The organism is Daejeonella sp. (assembly GCF_049655485.1).
Taxonomy (GTDB): domain Bacteria; phylum Bacteroidota; class Bacteroidia; order Sphingobacteriales; family Sphingobacteriaceae; genus Daejeonella.
In genome coordinates this window covers 1-19411 of record NZ_JBASJU010000170.1, presented here as the reverse complement: position 1 = coordinate 19411, position 19411 = coordinate 1, and the positions used below count along the sequence as shown (strand labels likewise).

The window sequence follows — 19411 nt, the reverse complement described above, 5'->3', positions numbered from 1 at the left end:
GTTGTGGACGGAGCAACAGGTTCAGCTTTCTTGCAGACGCTAAAAGCTTTGCTGGAAGAACCGGTGAGACTATTGGTATAAAGAATAATATGCAAACAGAAAGAGCTCCTTCAATTATGAAGGAGCTCTTTCTGTTTGCATATTAAGTAGTTAAATATTTTCATCTTAACGAATCCTGTTCGAAATTGCGGATGCCAGTTACCTTCTATTTTGGTCGGCATAAGCAAATACCTTCTGCAATAATGGGGTACTGCGCGCAGATATTCTTGTTCTTATTTTTAACTCTTCCTGAGCGATTTCAAAGAAAATCCCATCAATAGCTTTTCCCGTCACAAATGCGCTTAGATCCGGGTTGACTTTTCCAACCAGGGGAATTCTGTTATAAGCTGTTATGGCTTCCGTCCAGTTGCGTGTTGCACCAACTTTCTGTAGGTTACTTTCGATAATGGGTCTGAAGCGGTCTGCCAGTTGCTGACTGGTAACTCGTTTAAAATAGGAAGTAGCAGCGTCCTGTTGTCCGCTCAAAAGAATGTTCGATGCGTCCGAAAATGTCATACCCTTAACTGCAGAGATAAAAATCGGCTTCGCTTCAATGGCTGCTGCCTCTGCTGCGCGATTGATGCTTAGAATTACATTATCAGCAAGCTTATTAAGGCCAACGCTTCTCAAAGTACGTTCAACTTTCTGAGCTTCCTCAGGAAATAAAATCTTAATTGCGGCATTTGCAAAGAAGCCGTCAGTGGCAGATAAGCGGTCGGCGCTGGAAGAAGTTCCGAATTCCAGGGCTTGTTTCAAACCCATAGATATTTCTGTCGGACTTGGGTTTCCCAAACCGGTTTGGCTCAATATCTGGGTTGCCTGATTGAGGGTGTCGCAGCTGGAAAAGAATATTACCATGAATGCTGACAAAGTTATTGCTAGAGATCTCATAATGTCGTTTAAAGGCAGGTTCCGTTGTTTATCCTTAAGATACGGAATCCTCATAGGTTTATGTGGGATTAATAGCAAATCCTTTGCCATTAATTTACTGGATCTTACCATAATTTCCATAATCCACAGAATATTTTTTATACTTGATAGAATTATGGCCTGAGAATATTGAAATTCATTAAGAACACATCCGGGAGAAGCGAATTAGATGAGCAGGCAATGCTTTTGGAATATCGGAATACCGGAGATCTGGAAGTTCTGGGAAGGTTATACGAAAGATATATGCCGCTGGTATTCGGTTTATGTTTAAAATACTTCAAGGACGAGGAGCGAAGCAAAGATTCAGTGATGCTGATTTTCGAAGAGCTGGTAAAGAAGTTGAAAATCCATGAGGTCAGCAATTTTAAAAGCTGGCTATATACTCTTTCCAGAAACCATTGCCTGATGATTATCCGTTCAACTTCAAAGCATGAATTCGTGCAAATGGAGGATAACATTATGGAAAATGAAGCTTTTGTACATCTAGATATAGATGAGACTCGTGAAAGCAAACTTCATGTGATGGAGAAGTGCATAGAGAAACTTCCAACGGAGCAAAAAGATACGATAAGCCTTTTTTACCTTGAGCAGAAATGTTATAAAGAAGTTTCCGATATAACCGGATACGACTTAAACAAAGTAAAAAGCTATATTCAGAATGGTAAACGAAAACTGAAAATCTGCATAGAAAAGAACAGTGAAAAATAATTATCCTGATAGTCTGACCATTCAGCAATACCTTGAAGGGAAGCTGGATCCTGAAGTTGCGCATCAGCTTGAGAAACAAGCTCTGGATGATCCCTTTCTGTGGGATGCATTGGAGGGCTATTCTACATACAGGGATCCTGCTGCAAATCTAAGTATACTTCAACGACAATTGCATGAACGGATCGTTCATCTTCAGGAAAATAAAAAAGTATTTGACCTTAGTTGGCAAAGGCTAAGTGTTGCAGCGGCAGCCGCTGTGATGTTCATTTCCGCGGGTATATTGTTTTGGATGAATAGTCAGCAAGCTCCCGAACGGCTGGCTTCCCAGTCGCAGAAGCCAGTGGAGGTGAATGTAATTGACCGGGATTCTGTAAAGGCTGTAATTAGCACAACTGATCCTCAGTTAGCCTCTTCGAACAAGAAAGAAGCTCGGCTTAACACAAGTCAAAATGCTCCGGTCTCCGGATGGCTTAAGTATCGGGAATACCTGGAACTGAACACACTGAAATTTTCTCCTGAACCCAGGCTTAGTGGTTCTGTTCTCCTGTCTTTCCAGGTCGGGACTGATGGGAAGCTGAGTAATTTCCGTGTTGTCGAAGGCTTCAACGAAGAGTATGATAAAGAAGCTATACGCATTGTTAGAACTGGCTCCGTCTGGACGCCGGCGTCTAATGGGCAGTCTTACGAAGCCCGCCTTAAAATTAGCTTTCCTGGTAAATAAGCTGCTTTAAAACAGTCTATTCTTTTCCTTAGCTTTAAATAAATTCGCCCCTATGAAAAAATTATTGATGTTAGTCCCTATCATATTCGCTTTTGCTTGTCAGCCGAAAAGTGCTGATCAAACCGCTGAAACGGATGAAAAGGTTCAAGACCCGCATTCATTTGCCAAGCCTTTAGAGGCGGTGGTTAAGCATCTCGACCTGAAGATAAACGTTGATTTTGACACAAAGCTAATTTCCGGGATTGCTTCATGGACCATAGAAAACCCCTCCAAAGGCGACGAAATCATTTTTGATGCACGAAACCTTACCATCAGTAAAATTACTCTGGGTGATGATGAGAAAGAAACAACTTTCAGCCTGGGTGACGAAGCCAAATTTATGGGTCAGTCTCTAATGGTTAAAATTGATGAAGGGACGACTAAAGTAAATATACATTACACCAGTTCTGCTGATGCGGCGGCGGTACAATGGCTGAATCCCCAGCAAACTGCCGGTAAAAAACATCCTTTCATGTTTACCCAATCACAGGCCATATTAGCACGTACATGGATACCTTGCCAGGATAGCCCTGGGATTCGCTTCACCTATAATGCAACGGTTACTGTACCCAAAGAACTACTGGCTCTCATGAGTGCCGAGAATCCTCAGCAGAAAAACGCTGAAGGGGTATATTCTTTCCGCCAGCCTAATGCAATACCTTCTTATCTTATGGCACTGGCGGTTGGGGATCTGGAATTTAAAGCTGTTGATGAACGCACCGGGGTTTATGCTGAACCTGTGACTTTACCTAAAGCAGTTTACGAACTTGCGGATCTGGGTAAAATGACTACAGCTGCTGAAAAGATATATGGGCCATATAAATGGGGCAGATATGATGTGCTGATTTTGCCGCCAAGCTTTCCTTTCGGAGGTATGGAGAATCCGATGTTAACCTTTGCAACACCAACGATTATTGCAGGCGACCGTTCCCTGGTAAGCCTGATTGCTCATGAACTTGCACACAGCTGGAGCGGCAATTTGGTTACAAATGCTACCTGGAATGATTTCTGGCTCAATGAAGGGTTTACTACTTACTTCGAAAGACGGATTGTTGAAGACGTATATGGTAAAGATGAAGCAAAAATGCAGGAACTGCTGGGCTACCAGGGTTTACAAGCTCTGGTTTCGGAAATGGGCGCGACCAATGCAGATACAAAGTTGAAAGTGAATTTTGAGGGCCGCGATCCGGACGAAGGTGTGAGCGATATCGCCTATGAAAAAGGGTATTCCTTTATAAGAACTATTGAAGAAGCAGTCGGACGAGACAAGTTTGATGTCTTTTTGAGAGGATATTTCGATTCTCACGCTTTTAATTCCGTTACCACCGAGCAGTTTCTCTCGTATTTGGATTCTAATCTGATCAAAGGCGATAAGGCCTTGGAAGCAAAAATCAATATTGATTCCTGGGTATATCAGCCGGGTTTGCCGGTTAACAGCCCGCCGGTTAGCTCAGCCAAATTTACCAGTTTAGATAGCCTTTTAAACCAATGGAAGAAAACCGGAGATATATCCGTTCTAAACGACACGCTTTCTACAAATGAAGCATTGTATCTGATAAGCCACCTTCCTTCAAACATAAGTCTTCAACAAATGGCGGATCTGGACAAAAAGTTCAATTTCACATCATCGGGAAACTCTGAAATCCAGGCAGCATGGTACACCCTGGCCGTACGGATGAAATATCAACCAGCATACCCGAACATCGAAAAGTTTTTAACAGAAGTAGGCAGACGCAAGTTCTTGATGCCTCTATATAAAGAAATGGTCAAAACACCGGAAGGTAAGGAATGGGCCAAGAAGATCTATGTTAAGGCCAGGCCAAATTATCATTCTGTGGCGTATAGTTCGATTGATGAATTGTTGAAATAGAGCCAGGAACCCAGAACCAAGAGCCAAGAACCGCGACGGAGGGTCTTTCTTCTGGGTTTTGAAAACAGGGGACGACGAATTGCTGACAACCACGAATATGCCAAGTATTGTAGCGCTGTGAAGGCTCAGGTTAATAAGTAAAACGTCACTACGAAAACACTTCTAAAAACAAGGTGGAAAGAGTCTTGATTCCTGGTTCTTGATACTTGGCTCTTCTCTACAGGAACAAACTCAACACCCAATAAAGTATCGCCGCAAGCGCTGCAGAAACCGGTATAGTAAGAATCCAGGCCCACATCAGGCTGATCGTAACACCCCAGCGTACTGCTGAAACGCGCTTGCTTAAGCCAACCCCGATAATTGCACCGGTAATTGTATGGGTAGTAGAAACCGGAATTTTAAAGTACTCAGTAAAAAACAAAGTAACTGCACCAGCGGTTTCCGCAGCTACTCCTTCAAGAGGGGTAACTTTCGTAATTTTCGTGCCCATGGTTTTAACGATTTTCCAGCCACCGCTCATTGTTCCTGCTGCTATAGCAGTATAACAAGCGATTGGAATCCATTCAGGAATATGATTGATTTTCACTTTTCCGTCTATAACGGTGTAGCCTACCTGCAGCCATGAGGACATCGTGTCCACGCTTAAATTGGCATCTTTCAAATACACGATAACAGCTGCAGCGATGATACCCATTACTTTTTGGGCATCGTTGGCACCATGTCCAAGACTGAATAATGCCGAAGATACTAGCTGTAATTTTTTGAACCACCACTCAGCTCGGGATGGGTTAGCATACCGGCAGATATTTATGATGATTACCGTTATGGTGTATGCCATGATCATACCTATAACGGGTGCAAGAACGATAAATGCAGCGATCTTACCGATTACTCCAAGATTTATCACGTCAAGACCTCCATGGGCCACCGCGGCTCCGGCAAATCCACCGATAAGGGTATGTGATGAGCTAGACGGTATTCCAAACCACCAGGTAAAAAGGTTCCACGCAATTGCTGCCAGAACCCCCGCGAGAATTACCACCAGGTTAATGTTCATCGTGTCCGCCGTTTTTGCAACAGTATCAGCGATGTTCAGATTGAACAGAAAGTACGCTAGAAAGTTGAAAAATGCTGCCCAAAGAACAGCCTGAAAGGGGGTAAGGACCTTGGTAGAAACAACCGTGGCAATTGAATTGGCCGCGTCATGAAAGCCGTTAATATAATCGAACAGCAATGCTAAAATTATAACGACAATTAATAGTGTAAAACCCATGGTCTGACGAGTATCGTATAATTTTTATGCGTTTTTAACAAGGATAGATTCGAGAACGTTGGCTGCATCTTCACACATGTCTGTTGCATCCTCAAGAGCGGATAAGATTTCTTTATACTTGATTAGTTTAACGGCATCTTTTTCATACATAAAGAGCTCGCTCACTGCTTTGTCAAAAACGTAATCAGCTTGATTCTCAATGCTATTGATACGGACACAAGAATCGGCAATAACCCGCACATTTTTAAGGTCACGTAACTCGTGGATAGCTTTGTTAAGATCCTGACAGGCCTGTAATATAAGGCCTGCAAGTTCTTTTATAGGAGGAGTAATTTCCGTAACCTGGTAGAGGTCGATTCTGCTTGCAGATCCGTGAATGTAATCCGCAATATCATCAAGTGCACTGGCAAGACGGTGAATATCTTCACGATCAAAAGGCGTGATGAAATTTTTACTCAGTTCCAGATGGATCTGGTGAGTAATCTCGTCGCCCTTATGTTCCAGGTCCTCAATATCTTTAAAAAGCTCCTTACGACGCGTCAGGTCTTCGGTATTGAGCGCTTCAACAAGTTTCTCACCCAGAACAATCAAATTTTCGCTGTCCTTTTGAAACAGCGGAAAAAACTTTTTGTCTTTTGGGATAAAGTACTGGAAAATACCATTCAATGACATCTCGTGAGGTTTTAATGTGTTTGCAAAAATACCATACCAATGTTAAGTTAATGTTAACATTTATTGACGGATTTCTACTTTTCCCGCGCCAGGGTGAATCCAAAGGTAGAGCCAATATTTTCCGTACTTCGAACCGTAATGGTTTGCTGGTGGGCCTCGATAATATGCTTAACGATCGCCAGACCTAATCCCGAACCGCCAATCTGACGGGAGCGGCTTTTATCCGTGCGGTAGAACCGTTCAAAAAGACGTGTAAGGTATTTTTCTTCGATTCCAATTCCATCGTCAGTTATTTCGACCAGGAGCTGATCATGTAGCTCAAACGTTTTTATGGAAGTTGTGCCCCCGCTCTTTCCATATTTAAATGAATTGTCGATCAGGTTCACCAGAACCTGCCGTATTTTTTCTCTATCGGCATACACCCAGGTTACATCGTTGTACTTTTCCTTGAACTCCATGCTGATGTTGTACTTTTTTGCCTTTAATTCTAATGCTTCCATCACTTCAGTGATGAGTTCTGCAAGATCGAATTTTTCGTATTCAACAGGTATTTCGCCGCTTTCCAGCTTGGAAATGGCATCGAGGTCCTTAATGAAAAAGGCTAGTCGATCCACATTTTTGGAAGCTTTGTCGAGGAATTGCTTAGCTAGCTCAGGATCATCTATATCATCTTCCTGAAGGGCCTCAATATAACCCTGGATGGCAAAGAGGGGTGTCTTAAGCTCATGCGAAATATTAGAAAGAAATTCCCTCCTGAATTTTTCCTGCTCTTTAAGCTGGTCAATTTCGGTCTTTTTGTCGCGGGCCCATTCTTTTACTTCATGCTCCACATCGTTAATCGGATCGCTGCTCACATATTCTCCCAAAGCATCTTTAAGGTCTCTTCCCAGCTTTAGGTTATGAATCAGTTTATAGATCAGCTTGATCTTACTGTAAACAAATCGCTCTATCAGGTAATAGAAGACAGCATAGGTTATGATCAGTGATACAGTGAAAGTGATTATAAAATCGACCCACTTTTGCTGGAAATAGAAATTGATTATCGACAGAGATAACGCTACAGCTAACGCATTGATAAAAACCAGTACCCAGAGTTTCATTCAGCTAATTTAGTATTTAAAAAACTCTGCCATGTGTCTTTTTAACAATGATTTCGTTAAGTTCCGGTAAAGCTTGCAAGGTTCTAACCGCTATCTCCGATAAAAGAGGCTTTCCAAATAAACGCTGAATAGTTCTGCCTGCCTTTAACCTCCAGGCAAATTCCCTTGACCAATTATCAGTGTATTCATGTTCTAAGGCCTCCCTTTTAATATTTTCTCCCGACCAATACCGAATGACGCAACCGGATAAAATTTTTGCGGAATGGATAGCTATGGCCATTCCATTTCCGCATAAGGGGGTAATCATCCCTGCCGAGTCTCCGCAGAATAGCAGGTGATTTTCAATCAGCGTTTTTGGTTCAAAAGAAATTTCATTGATCACTTCCGGTTTTTCGCTTAGGAATTCTGAATTTTTAAAAAGATTCTTTAAGAAAGGATTTCTATGAAGCACATTTTCTTCCATTTCGGATATCCCGGTGAAGTTTTTAAGATTGGAGGTTTTGGAAAGGTAACAAAGGTTGAACTTTTCGCCCTCTATCTTGCATACACCAGAATATCCTCCATTAAAATTGTCAAGCCTGATAAGGTTTGCAGGAAGATCTGTTTTTATATGATACTTAACCCCTAAATATGGGCTTCTGTTATAAAAAAAACTCCGTTTTAATTTTTGATCCAGGTTCGATCTTTTGCCGTATGCTGCAATAGCGATGGGGGAGTAGTGGATTCCATTTTCCGCGGTAATCTCGAAAATGTCATCTTTAAAGCTTATGTCGATTACTTTTTCAAAATGAAAACTTACGCCCTGCTTCACAGCCAGTTTAAATAAGGAGTTATCAAGCGTATACCGGCTTAGCCCGAATCCTCCCATCGATAGGTTTGAAGTCAGCTCCAGGCCCCCTGGAGTAGTTACTATCAATCGGTTGATATGAGATGGCGCAAAATCTGAGAGAGGTACGCCAAGCGATTTTAAGAAAGGTAAAGCTTCATTTGAGATGTATTCACCACAAACCCGGTGGAAAGGGTATGGTTTCTTCTCGAAAAGTGTCACTTCAAATCCTGCTTTTTGCAATAAAATCGCTGATGTCAGACCAGCCAAGCCCCCCCCGACTATTATGACCTTTTTTGGGACGCCCATGTCAAGTCCGTTTTGTTGAGTCTATACAAATTTGCCACCTGAATGCCCACATCCACTTAACAGTATAGTCCTTAATTCTTGCAGCGCGGAGCATACTAACTATATCATCTTTATTAAAGCTTCTCAATACTGACACTTTTGAATCATGCTTCACCATTTCCGATTTGGAAAAAATGGACGTCAGCAGCCCGATTGAATAGTATGCAAACCAGTGCCTGTGGAGATCATTTACAATCACCGCGGTACTCGCGCAGTCTGTCATTTTTTGTATCAGTTTTATCCAGTCTGGAGTTTTGAAGTGGTGGGTAAATAGGCTCGATATGACTACGTCAAATTGATTTGTCTTTAAATCATCACTTATGACATCCGACAGCCTGTAAGATATTTCAGGGAATTCAGCAGATTTGTCACGGGCATACTCTATTGCAGCAGCAGTGGCATCAATTCCAACCAGATTGAGTTTCAGGTTCTTTTTACGTGCCCATAAAGCTATGTACCTTAAGGAATCTCCACCGCCGCAACCCCAATCGCTGATTGACATACCATCTTTCAGCTTGATTGTATCGAATGCATCAAGGAACACACGATATCCGCCCAACATCACGTTGACGACTTCGAGCTCATCCATAATTGGATCGATGATGTTATGGCCGAGTGAAAAATCGTCCATCATTTCCTCTTCTGTACTCCTTCGACTGAAATCAGGCATTGGTAATTTTTTTTAATATCATAGATTCCACTGTCAAACCCGGCCCAAAGGCAAATCCCAGAACATTTTTTCCAGATTCGGAGTTATTTTCCTTAAGGATTTTTTCCAATACAAATAGAATTGTTGCTGAAGACATGTTACCAAAATCGCGTAATACCTCATAGCCAAATTTGTTGCTCTCAGTAGAAAATTTAAGCGCTGTCTCCGCAGCTTCAAGTATTTTTCTTCCTCCGGGATGTATCGCGTAGCAATCAATTTGATCAGCTGTAAGGCCTGACTTTTCAAGCAGCTTTTCAGCTATAGATGGGATGTGTTTAAAAATGAGTTTTGAAACTTTAGATGTTAGTCGCATTTCAAAGCCATTATCCCCAATGTTCCAGCCCATTTCATTTCTTGCCGCGGGTATGAATTCGGAATAAAAGGTGTCAAGCTGGAGCATGTTTCCGGCGCCAGTTCGGCCTTTGCTATTCTCAACTAATGCTGCCGCTGCCCCATCTGAAAAAAGTGAGTTTGCTACCCAGTTGTCCAGGGTGTTTTCTTTTTGAAAATGAAGGGTGCATAATTCGATACATACAATCAGGACTTTCGCATCCTCTTGAGCCCGGCAAATATAATCAGCTGTCTTGAGCGCGTTCAAGGCACCATAACAACCCATAAAATTTATACAGGTGCGCTCGATGCTATGATCCAGGCCAAGTAATTCTACAATATTAATATCAATTCCAGGAGCATACATACCGGTGCAGCTGACGGTGATCAGATGGGTAATTTTTGAATGTATATCTGTAGCTAAGTTATCTAAACAGTTTTTTGCCGCTGATACCGCAAGCCCGGCAGCTTCCTGCTGATATTGCTCCATTCTTTTGGCGGTTCCCGGGAAGGAATTGTCGTTTTCAGAATTTCGAAATAGGAGCCCATCGTTGTATTCTTTGCCAAAATCCGGAAGAACAGAGTATCGGTAATCAATTCCGGAATTATCATAAATTAGCTTCAAGCGGGATGCGTTATTCTTATCCAGTTCGAATGCTTCGACCATAAAATGGTAAATATCATTTTGAGAAATCCGGTATTTAGGGTTAGCGGTACCAATCGCGGTTATACAACTGCTCATTAAGGGAAAGTACTAAATATTAGGTCTATTGGTTTTCATTCTAACAGCAATTTTGTATAGCTGTTTTAAATTCATGGACAGAGTGATGGATACAGCTTATATAGTAATTTAGTAAAATGATTTCTCAATGGAAAATGGTGCCGAGCAGATCAACCCTGCTTCATATGCGCTTCGCCTTTTCATTCTTTCTGTTACCGGTATTTTTTTTCGCATGCAGCCAGGTGCCGCAAGTAATTCCAATTAATGCAATTTTAACGTTCATTATTTGGCATTTCCTTGTTTACCCCGCCAGTAATGGCTACAATAGCTATTTTGATAATGACGAGGGAAGTATTGCCCTTATTGAGAATCCCCCCGAGGTTGATAAAAGTCTTTACTATTTTTCTATTTTTCTGGATATTGTGGCTTTGCTTGCGGCAGCAATTGTCAGCTGGAGCTTATTTGCTGCAGTGCTCATTTACGGTGTGTTTTCGAAGTTATACAGCCATCCTTCCGTGAGGTTTAAGAAATATCCCATTGCGAGTTTTTTAATCGTGTTCATATTCCAGGGGGCATGCGTCTACTGGAGTACTTACGCAGCTATTTCTGGTCTTGATCTTTTTACCGGGTGGAATTCCACCTTCGTTATAGCCGGACTGATCTGTTCCTGTCTGATAGGAGCCACATATCCCTTAACCCAGATTTATCAGCATGATGAAGATAGAATGCGCGGGGATCATACATTAAGCCTCGTTCTTGGCGTTACGGGAACTTTCTTGTTTTCTGCAGCGATGTTTATCCTGGCTGGAATCCTTCAGTGGTGGTACTGGCACAATATAGGTATGATAAATCACTTCTGGCTTTTTATCGTATTCGCCATTCCTGTTGTATTGTATTTCGGCACCTGGTTTTTAAAAGTTTATAGAGATCCATCCCAGGCCAATTTCAAGAATATGAGCCGGATGACTATAATAAGCGGCGGAATGATGGCGGCCTATTTTGGCTTATTGAACTTTATTTAGCTCACGCCATTCCATTCATTCTCAAATTGCTTCAGATAAGTTTCCATGAATCGATGACGTTCCGTTGCAATCCGGCGGCCTGCTTCCGTATTCATCTTATCCTTTAAAAGGAGGAGTTTTTCATAAAAATGATTAATGGTAGGGGCTGAGTTGTTTTTATACTCTTCCTTAGTCATATTTAAAACGGGCGGTATTTGAGGATTATATATTTCACGATTCTTATGTCCGCCATAAGTAAAAGCTCTTGCTATGCCCATTGCGCCTATTGCATCAAGACGATCGGCATCCTGAACAATTTCAAGTTCTTTAGAATGGAAATTAACTGCACCGAGGCCAGAGCGAAACGACATATTGCGGATGATCTCTTGAACATGCCCGATAATATTTTCATCAACTTGAATTGATCTTAAAAAATCGCCGGCTTTCTGAGGGCCCATCTCTTCGTCACCTCCATTAAACTTACTATCGGCAATATCATGGAGCAAAACCGCGAGTTCAACCACCAGGTGGTCGGCTTTTTCCGTTTTCAGTATTAGTTCAGCATTTTTGTATACACGATGGATATGCCACCAATCGTGTCCGGCTTCCGCTCCTTCAAGAGTATCTTTAACAAACGATTCCGTTTGAGCGACAATAGTTTTATTCTCCTGGTTTTGGATCACGCTTACTGCCTTCATATAATTCATACTCTAAAAGCCTGCAGTCAAGCTTTCCATTATAAAATTCAATTCTTCGGGATGCACGAAGCCCTATCTTCTTTGCCAGATCAGGATTACCGGTGAAGATATACCCTTTATAGCCCTTGCAGTGCTGTTTCATGAAATCGCCAATCCGCTTATAAGTTGCTTCGAGCTTTGAATGAACACCGAGGCGTTCTCCATATTCCGGGTTAAAGACAACAATGCCCGGGCCTTCCGGAACTTCTGTGTCTGCAAAATCGCATACGGCAAAATCAATCAGATGATCAACGCCTGCGGTTTTTGCATTTCGTTGTGATACATCTATGGCATCGGCTGAAAGATCCGTTGCAATTATTCGGGCGGGCATTTCCTTCTTTGACTGGTCTTTCAACTTCCTTCTTTCCTGAAAGAAAATTTCTTCCTCATACCCCATAATATGCATGAAGCTATAATTCATCCGGAACAAGCCGGGAGTTTTATCAGTTGCAAGAAGGGCTGCTTCGATAGCAAGTGTTCCAGATCCGCACATGGGTACAATAAACGGTGTTTTTTTATCCCACTCAGTAGCCATGATTACTCCCGCTGCCAACGCTTCAAGCATCGGGGCTTTTCCAGGAATCTTGCGGTATCCGTGCTTGGCCAGTGTTTCGCCTGAAGTATCTATAAAAATCTCAGCGTCATTTTCTTTCCAATACAAATGGATTACCGCCTTGTCGGCCTCCGGGCCTGTATTAGGCCTGATTCCTTTCTTGTCTTTAATCCGGTCTACTATCGCATCCTTGACTTTAAGGTTCGCAAAAAGGGGAGTAGTTATAGTTTCGTTATCCACCGTTGAGCTAACGGAAAAATATCCTGTAAAATCCAGAATTTCTTCCCACTCAATTTCCATCAATTCTTTATATAGCCTGGCGGGATTCTCAGCTGTAAAAGCCTTGATTGAATATAGTACCTGGCTGGCACATCTCAGGTTTAAATTTAATGGGATACAGTCGTTTATCGAGCCTTCGAGCTCAACTCCGGTGCTAAAAGCACGTACAATTTTATATCCTAGTGCTTCAACTTCACGCTGCAAATAGGGCAATAAGCGATTATTGCAGGTAATGATGATCTTACTCTTTTTGTGGAAAACTTGCATAATAAATTGCAAAGTTAACAATTAAAACCTGCCTGAATTTTATACTTTTACAAATGTTTGCGGCTAGAGTTTTGTCCCACCCCAATGGACAGCCCGCTTCATTATTTTAACGCTTATAGAAGATCATTAAATACAGGAAACCATGGACATTAAAGGAAAAGTACATGAAATCTCACAGGTAATTACCGTGAGTGATAAATTCAAAAAACGTGAACTTATTCTGGAATATGCTGAGAACCCAACTTACCCGGAGTATGTGAAGTTCGAAGCGGTACAGGATAAAGTGAATTTGTTTGATAACATTAAAGTTGGAGATCAGGTAGAGCTGTTTTTTAATTTACGAGGAAGGCCATGGACTGACAAAACAGGGAAAACTTCATATTTTAACACCTTAGCCGTGTGGAGAATCAATCCGCTTGGCGCTGAAGCTTCATTTGCCTCAGCACCGGAATATGCAGCACCGGTAGATATTACTTCAGCACCGGATGACGATGATTTGCCATTTTAATTTCCAGGTGCAACATTTTTACCGCGGAGTTCGCAAAGTATAACGCAAAGGCTAAGCGCTTAAATGCAGATCGGTTAAACTTTTACTCCGCGTACTCTGCGGAAAACTCAGCGCACTCTGCGATTAAATTAAAATTCAAAAGCCCCTTAACCGGAAACCGGAAGGGGCTTTCTCACCTCACCTAAACAGAACTATTCTTTAACTATTCTCTTTACGAACCAATTTCCATTCTGGTTTACTGTTACGTAATACAAGCCATTTTTGGGAAGTGTAAACTGCCTGACATAGTTACCACTGAAATTTGCTGTCTCGTCCTTAAAGATAAAGTTCATCTCACTATCAAGAACGTTGATTATTGTACTTCCTTTACTGGCCAGATTGAAAGAAAGGGTCATCTTGCCACTCGAAAAATTGGGAAACAAGGTCAGGTCATCGACGTCCAAAGTTTTAGCGATAGTTTCTGAACCTGTTATTTTCTTCAGCTGATCTTTGCCTGCATCGCTCATTCGTATGTTTACGCGGCTGGAAATCCCGTCCTTGTCTGTATGATTATAATTGAATGAAGATGAGTTGTTTCTTTCTAAAGGGCCTGCAAAAGCTCTCCTTTCGATGTCGAAACCTGGACCGTTGCCTCTAAATACCATAGCCACAGGCCTTCCCGGCATCATCTCGCGATGCATGGTAATTACGCGTTTTCTTAGATTGCTATCGAGCCCATTTAATTCAAAGCGCTGCATTAAGCTGTCCATATTGAATTTAAAACTCTGGCTGCTATCGCCGTCAAAATCAAATACACGAATATCTTTATCAGTAATTAGACTGTCGCCATTATACCTGAACACCTTCAAGTCCCCGGGCTTTTTACTCTTGAAATTGTAAGTTCTCACTTCCGCACCTATGTCATCATTCCAGTGCAACACGCCGGGAGCTTGTCCATCCCTGGTAATTACGATCTCTTTTTTATCACCACCATCTTTTCGGATGATCACCCGATCGCTGCTCGATCGAATTGTCGAACCCCTGTTAAAATTCTTTTCCATCTCCCTGAATTCTTCGCGGAGTTTAGCTCGTTCATCTTTATTAAGGTCACTAAATTTTTTTCCGTTAACGGTAGTGTCGCCGTTATTGATAATAATGCTGCGGCTTATCGCCTTTTTTTCTTGCCCATAGGCGGCATAGTCGGGCGCTACCGCTGCAATGGCAAACAGGCATAAAAGGCTTTTTAGTAGATTCTTTTTCATATAATGAATTTTAATACTGAACAAAAATATCGCAGCCCGGGCTGCTATTTTGTTAACGCTTTGTTAAAAAATGTTAAAACTGCTTTGGCATAGAGCTGGTTACGTATTTTTGTGATTGCATGAAGAAAAGAAGTATTGGTTTAATAATCGGGTTAATGGCTATTGCGCTTGTCGGTGTGATGGGCATGCAGCTGTATTTTTTCCGGGAGTCGTATCAGCTGCAGGAAAAGATGTTTGATCAATCGGTTCATGAAGCTTTAACGAACGTTGTGGATCGTATCGAGAAACGAGATGCGAATAATTTCCTCGTTAAAAAGGCAGAAACAAGTATTTCGCCTATAGTGAAAAGCGAGATTCCAAAACCGCTTGTTGCTAAGGTGGAAGAAGCACCTGTTGCAAAACGCAGAAGTCGTTACGCCGACATGAGCTATGTACTTCGCGAAAAGAGAATTGAAGATAGTATTTTCAGGATAAGAGACAGTATTTTCCTGGCCCGGAATCCAAACGTACTGGTGATCGATGATGCTTTAACTGCCGAGGAGCTTAAAGTCCAGCAATTTAACCTGAGAGGTGCTGTAACGGAATACATTGACGCTTTTGGACAATTGCAGGAAAAAACTCATTTAACCGTGTCGCGTATTAGGGATAATCTGCCGCCCGTTCCTGTTTTGTATGAGGACGTTCAAATAGCTGCTGCCGTAAGAGATTCGGTGAGACAGTATATAGTCTTCGATGATGTTAAAGGCCCGTCTCTTCGTACCATCCCGAAACCGAAGCTTCGTTTTCACATTCCTCCTCCTGAACTTCCAAAGCCTAGGAAGAAAAACAAAGTGGAAAAAGTACAGGAACTTCTGGCTGCAGAAACTAAGAAAAAAGATGTTTTTAAAGACCTTTTTGAGGAGTATGGCAAAGTCAGCCTTCCTTTAAATAAACGAATCCATCCGCAAACACTCGATTCGATGCTGAGGATGGAGCTGATCAGCCGGTCCATTAACAGCGACTTCGAGTATAAGGTGACGTCGGCAAACCGCGACTCACTTATATTTACGCGTGCCTCAAACCAGACAAAATTCCTTCCTTATAATAGCTACGAGATTCCTCTTTTTCCTAAAGAAATAGTAATGGACTCTGGAATGCTGACCATCACTTTTCCGGATAAGAACAGAGTTATACTCGCTAACCTTACGGCGATGATGAGTTTGTCGGGCGGGCTTCTTCTGGTACTGATATTCTGCTTTGGATATACTATCCATACCATCCTGATGCAGAAAAAACTATCTGAGATGAAGACAGATTTCATCAACAACATGACACACGAATTTAAGACTCCGGTTGCGACAATAATGATCGCTAGTGAGGCCCTCCGCGATTCGGAACTTACCAACGATAAAAAACGTGTTGACCGATTAGCGAATATTATTTATGATGAAAACGTTCGTTTGGGAAGCCACATTGAACGTGTTCTTAACATTGCTAAAATTGATAAGGGAGATTTAAAACTCGAACACAAGGATGTTGAAATGAACGACCTTCTTGCGGCTATTGTTGATAGCATGTCGCTTCAGCTTCAAAAAAGAAACGCAACAATCGACCTTGATTTACAGGCAAGTAAATCCACGATTATGGGTGATGAACTACACCTGTCCAACATCATATTCAACCTTCTTGATAATGCTAATAAATATAGTCCTGAAGATCCGCAAATAAAGATCAGCACACTCAATTCGGGCAAGAACTTGGTTATTAAAGTGGCAGATAAAGGTATTGGAATGAATCGCGACCAGCTTAGCAAGATTTTCGACCAATTTTACCGTATACCTACCGGCAACGTGCATGACGTAAAAGGATTTGGGCTCGGGCTGAGCTATGTGAGCAATATTGTTAAGAAATTACATGGGACAATAAAGGTCAGGAGTGAGAAGGATAAGGGGTCTGAATTTGAAATTAGTTTACCGTTGAAAACGATATGATTGTCAGGTCGGAAAATTTAACCGCAGAGTACGCAGAGTTTTCACTCAGAGTACGCAAAGTATCGCTCTGGGGATGAATATTTCACGCACTCTTGTACGTATTTTGCGCAAAACTCCGTGCCCTTTGCGGTAAAAAAATAGATATGAAGAAAATATTACTAGCCGAAGATGACCCAAACCTGGGAATGCTCCTGCAAGACTACCTCCAGTTAAAAGGTAAGTTTGAAGTTGTGCTTTGTCAGGATGGAGACGAAGCCTTACGCGCCTTTACTAAAGAGAGTTTCGACGTATGCATTTTTGATGTGATGATGCCTAAAAAGGATGGTTTTACACTAGGTAAAGAAATTCGTAAGATTAGTCCACACGTGCCTATTATTTTCGCTACTGCGAAAGCTATGATTGAAGATAAATCTGAAGCTTACAGCCTTGGCGGAGACGACTATATCACTAAACCATTTCGGATCGAAGAATTGCTGCTGCGTATCAATGCGCTCTTGAAGCGGATGTCGGGACCGGATAAATCCGACGGGGCGGATCAGCCTACGAAATTTGATATCGGAAATTATATATTCGACTACACCGCTCAGATGATCAGTATGGGACCGGATCAGCAAAAGGTTTCTACCAAAGAAGCTGAACTCCTGCGTTTACTTTGCCTGAAGAAGAATGAAGTCCTGACACGCGAAGAAGCTCTCATCAGCATCTGGCATGACGATAATTACTTTAATGGCAGAAGTATGGATGTTTTCCTCAGTAAATTACGGAAATACCTTAAAGAGGATCCCAAGGTGGAGATCATAAATGTGCACGGGAAAGGGTATAAGCTCCTCGTTAATTAGAGAATTAGAGAATGAGCAAATTAGTAAATGTGACGACGCACCTAATTTGCTCATTCTCTAATTCACTCAATTTGCTAATTTACAAATCGAACTTAATTCCCTGCGCCAGGGGTAATTTATCCGAATAATTAATCGTATTCGTCTGCCTGCGCATATAGGCTCTCCAGGAATCTGATCCTGATTCGCGGCCCCCGCCAGTTTCTTTCTCGCCACCAAATGCACCGCCAATTTCAGCACCTGACGTTCCAATGTTTACGTTCGCAATTCCGCAATCAGATCCTGCATAAGATAAAAACTGTTCTGCTTCGCGAAGATTTAAAGTCATTATCGCTGATGACAAGCCTTGAGGAACCCCGTTTTGCATGGCAATAGCTTCATCCAGGGTTTTATATTTCATAAGATATAAGATCGGCGCAAAGGTCTCATGCTGAACAATTTCATAGTCATTTTTAGCTTCCGCGATGCAAGGCTTAACATAACAACCTGATTCGAATCCGCTGCCTTCCATAACACCTCCTTCAACCACGAATTTACCGCCTTCATTTTTGCATTTTTCAATGGATTCGAGATAGCTTGTAACAGCATCTTTATCAATCAGCGGACCTACATGATTATTCTCATCTAGCGGGTTCCCGATTTTTAATTGCCCATATGCCTTGATTAGCTTATCTCTAAAATTATCGTAAACGCTTTCATGAATGATTAGCCTTCTTGTTGAAGTACATCGTTGCCCGGCCGTTCCTACTGCACCGAAAACTGCACCTACCAACGACATTTCAAGGTCAGCATCTTTGGAAATTATTATAGCATTATTTCCGCCCAGCTCTAATAAACTACGTCCCAATCGGGCACCCAGCGCGGCACCTACTGCTTTGCCCATACGGGTTGAACCTGTGGCAGAAACCAGTGGAACCCGTTTATCATTGCTCATTGCTTCGCCAATTTTCCTGTCTCCTATTACCAGGCAAGAAACTCCTTCAGGCACATCATTCGCTGCCAAGACTTTTTGAATTATTTTCTGGCAGGCAATTGCGGTTAATGGTGTCTTCTCGGAAGGTTTCCAAACGCAAACATTTCCGCAAACCATCGCTAACGCCGCATTCCAGGCCCATACTGCAACGGGAAAATTGAAGGCGGAAATGATGCCAACTACCCCGAGCGGGTGCCATTGCTCATACATCCGGTGTGCAGGACGTTCGGAGTGCATGGTTAAGCCATATAATTGGCGGGATAAGCCCACAGCGAAGTCGCAGATATCGATCATCTCCTGAACTTCGCCATAACCCTCCTGCAAACTTTTTCCCATCTCATAACTGACAAGCTTTCCAAGATCTTCTTTATTCTCACGTAGTGCATCACCGAACTGGCGGACTACTTCTCCGCGTTTAGGAGATGGCCATGTCCGCCATATCTGGAAAGCTTTCTCAGCTTGCTGTATAACGCTTTCATACTCTTCAACACCTGCAAAATTTACAGAAGCAATCACTTTGCCGTCTACCGGTGAATAAACGGCTTCAGGTTTGCCCGGACTGGCGCTCCAGTTTTTTCCCGTACTTGCAGAGTCATTAATTTCCTGTATCCCAAGGTTCTGTAGAAGCTTATTGATGTCGAATTGCATAAAATTTCGTATTTTTGTCAAAGTTAAGCATTTCTAAGAAGGCAGTTAAGCCGTTGATGGTTTTCTAATTTTCTTTTAGCCTTAGTAATTTATTTTCAGGTAATTAAAGCTT

At 42.1% G+C, this 19411-nt stretch carries 18 protein-coding genes; 7 read left to right on the top strand and 11 right to left on the bottom strand.

The genetic code is table 11. The features are described from left to right. Nucleotides 1-198: 198 nt before the first annotated feature. Complete coding sequence (locus WBJ10_RS07005; RefSeq protein WP_424288804.1) at nt 199-930, bottom strand: DUF4197 domain-containing protein; 732 nt, start codon at nt 928-930, stop codon at nt 199-201. A gap of 168 nt (nt 931-1098) precedes the next feature. Here WBJ10_RS07005 and WBJ10_RS07000 point away from each other — a divergent pair, with 168 nt between their 5' ends. From WBJ10_RS07000 to WBJ10_RS06990, 3 genes are read left to right on the top strand one after another with little or no spacing between them, the layout of a single operon-like run. Further along, nucleotides 1099-1677 carry an RNA polymerase sigma factor gene (locus WBJ10_RS07000; protein WP_424288803.1) on the top strand — a complete coding sequence of 193 codons (579 nt, stop codon included), beginning with the start codon at nt 1099-1101 and terminating at the stop codon, nt 1675-1677. Then, the gene (locus WBJ10_RS06995; RefSeq protein WP_424288802.1) at nt 1667-2398 is read left to right on the top strand and encodes an energy transducer TonB; all 732 of its coding nucleotides are present in this window, start codon (nt 1667-1669) and stop codon (nt 2396-2398) included. The genes WBJ10_RS07000 and WBJ10_RS06995 overlap by 11 nt, the downstream gene beginning before the upstream one ends. 52 nt (nt 2399-2450) lie before the next feature. Beyond that, nucleotides 2451-4307 (top strand): M1 family metallopeptidase, encoded by a 1857-nt coding sequence (locus WBJ10_RS06990; RefSeq protein ID WP_424288801.1) that lies wholly within the window; start codon nt 2451-2453, stop codon nt 4305-4307. 217 nt (nt 4308-4524) lie between these two features. Here WBJ10_RS06990 and WBJ10_RS06985 read toward each other — a convergent pair whose 3' ends face one another. The 6 genes from WBJ10_RS06985 to WBJ10_RS06960 form a co-directional block, all read right to left on the bottom strand. Next, nucleotides 4525-5580: an anion permease gene (locus tag WBJ10_RS06985; RefSeq protein WP_424288800.1), complete on the bottom strand. Its 1056-nt coding sequence runs from the start codon at nt 5578-5580 to the stop codon at nt 4525-4527. 24 nt (nt 5581-5604) lie between these two features. Continuing rightward, nucleotides 5605-6252: a DUF47 domain-containing protein gene (locus WBJ10_RS06980; protein ID WP_424288799.1), complete on the bottom strand. Its 648-nt coding sequence runs from the start codon at nt 6250-6252 to the stop codon at nt 5605-5607. A gap of 74 nt (nt 6253-6326) precedes the next feature. After that, complete coding sequence (locus tag WBJ10_RS06975; protein ID WP_424288798.1) at nt 6327-7352, bottom strand: sensor histidine kinase; 1026 nt, start codon at nt 7350-7352, stop codon at nt 6327-6329. A gap of 16 nt (nt 7353-7368) precedes the next feature. Then, entirely contained in the window at nt 7369-8487 is a 1119-nt protein-coding gene (locus WBJ10_RS06970; RefSeq protein WP_424288797.1) for an NAD(P)/FAD-dependent oxidoreductase, read from the bottom strand. A 1-nt stretch (nt 8488) separates the two neighbouring features. Then, the gene (locus WBJ10_RS06965) at nt 8489-9196 is read right to left on the bottom strand and encodes a methyltransferase domain-containing protein (RefSeq protein ID WP_424288796.1); all 708 of its coding nucleotides are present in this window, start codon (nt 9194-9196) and stop codon (nt 8489-8491) included. Then, a complete protein-coding gene (locus WBJ10_RS06960; RefSeq protein WP_424288795.1) occupies nt 9189-10307 on the bottom strand; it encodes a type III polyketide synthase in 1119 nt (372 codons plus the stop codon). Before WBJ10_RS06960 ends, WBJ10_RS06965 begins: the two co-directional genes overlap by 8 nt. Nucleotides 10308-10471: 164 nt before the next feature. Between WBJ10_RS06960 and WBJ10_RS06955 the strand changes: the two genes are divergently transcribed. Continuing rightward, a complete protein-coding gene (locus WBJ10_RS06955; protein WP_424288794.1) occupies nt 10472-11308 on the top strand; it encodes a UbiA family prenyltransferase in 837 nt (278 codons plus the stop codon). Here WBJ10_RS06955 and WBJ10_RS06950 read toward each other — a convergent pair. Both WBJ10_RS06950 and WBJ10_RS06945 read right to left on the bottom strand, forming a co-directional pair. Further along, nucleotides 11305-11985 (bottom strand): HD domain-containing protein, encoded by a 681-nt coding sequence (locus tag WBJ10_RS06950; RefSeq protein ID WP_424288793.1) that lies wholly within the window; start codon nt 11983-11985, stop codon nt 11305-11307. The two genes, WBJ10_RS06955 and WBJ10_RS06950, sit on opposite strands and share 4 nt — an antisense overlap. Beyond that, a complete protein-coding gene (locus WBJ10_RS06945) occupies nt 11948-13123 on the bottom strand; it encodes a THUMP domain-containing class I SAM-dependent RNA methyltransferase (protein WP_424288792.1) in 1176 nt (391 codons plus the stop codon). The genes WBJ10_RS06950 and WBJ10_RS06945 overlap by 38 nt, the downstream gene beginning before the upstream one ends. A 142-nt stretch (nt 13124-13265) precedes the next feature. On the opposite strand from WBJ10_RS06945, the gene WBJ10_RS06940 reads away from it, so the two are divergent. Continuing rightward, nucleotides 13266-13631 (top strand): DUF3127 domain-containing protein, encoded by a 366-nt coding sequence (locus WBJ10_RS06940; protein ID WP_424288791.1) that lies wholly within the window; start codon nt 13266-13268, stop codon nt 13629-13631. A 191-nt stretch (nt 13632-13822) separates the two neighbouring features. Here the strand turns inward: WBJ10_RS06940 and WBJ10_RS06935 are convergent, their stop codons facing one another. Next, nucleotides 13823-14872: a hypothetical protein gene (locus WBJ10_RS06935; protein ID WP_424288790.1), complete on the bottom strand. Its 1050-nt coding sequence runs from the start codon at nt 14870-14872 to the stop codon at nt 13823-13825. Nucleotides 14873-14991: 119 nt separating this feature from the next. On the opposite strand from WBJ10_RS06935, the gene WBJ10_RS06930 reads away from it, so the two are divergent. Then, on the top strand, nt 14992-16842 hold the full coding sequence (locus WBJ10_RS06930) for a sensor histidine kinase (RefSeq protein ID WP_424288789.1): 1851 nt from the start codon (nt 14992-14994) through the stop codon (nt 16840-16842). Nucleotides 16843-16985: 143 nt separating this feature from the next. Then, entirely contained in the window at nt 16986-17681 is a 696-nt protein-coding gene (locus WBJ10_RS06925) for a response regulator transcription factor (RefSeq protein WP_424288788.1), read from the top strand. A 79-nt stretch (nt 17682-17760) separates the two neighbouring features. Here WBJ10_RS06925 and WBJ10_RS06920 read toward each other — a convergent pair whose 3' ends face one another. Next, complete coding sequence (locus WBJ10_RS06920) at nt 17761-19299, bottom strand: aldehyde dehydrogenase family protein (protein WP_424288787.1); 1539 nt, start codon at nt 19297-19299, stop codon at nt 17761-17763. Nucleotides 19300-19411: the final 112 nt, after the last annotated feature.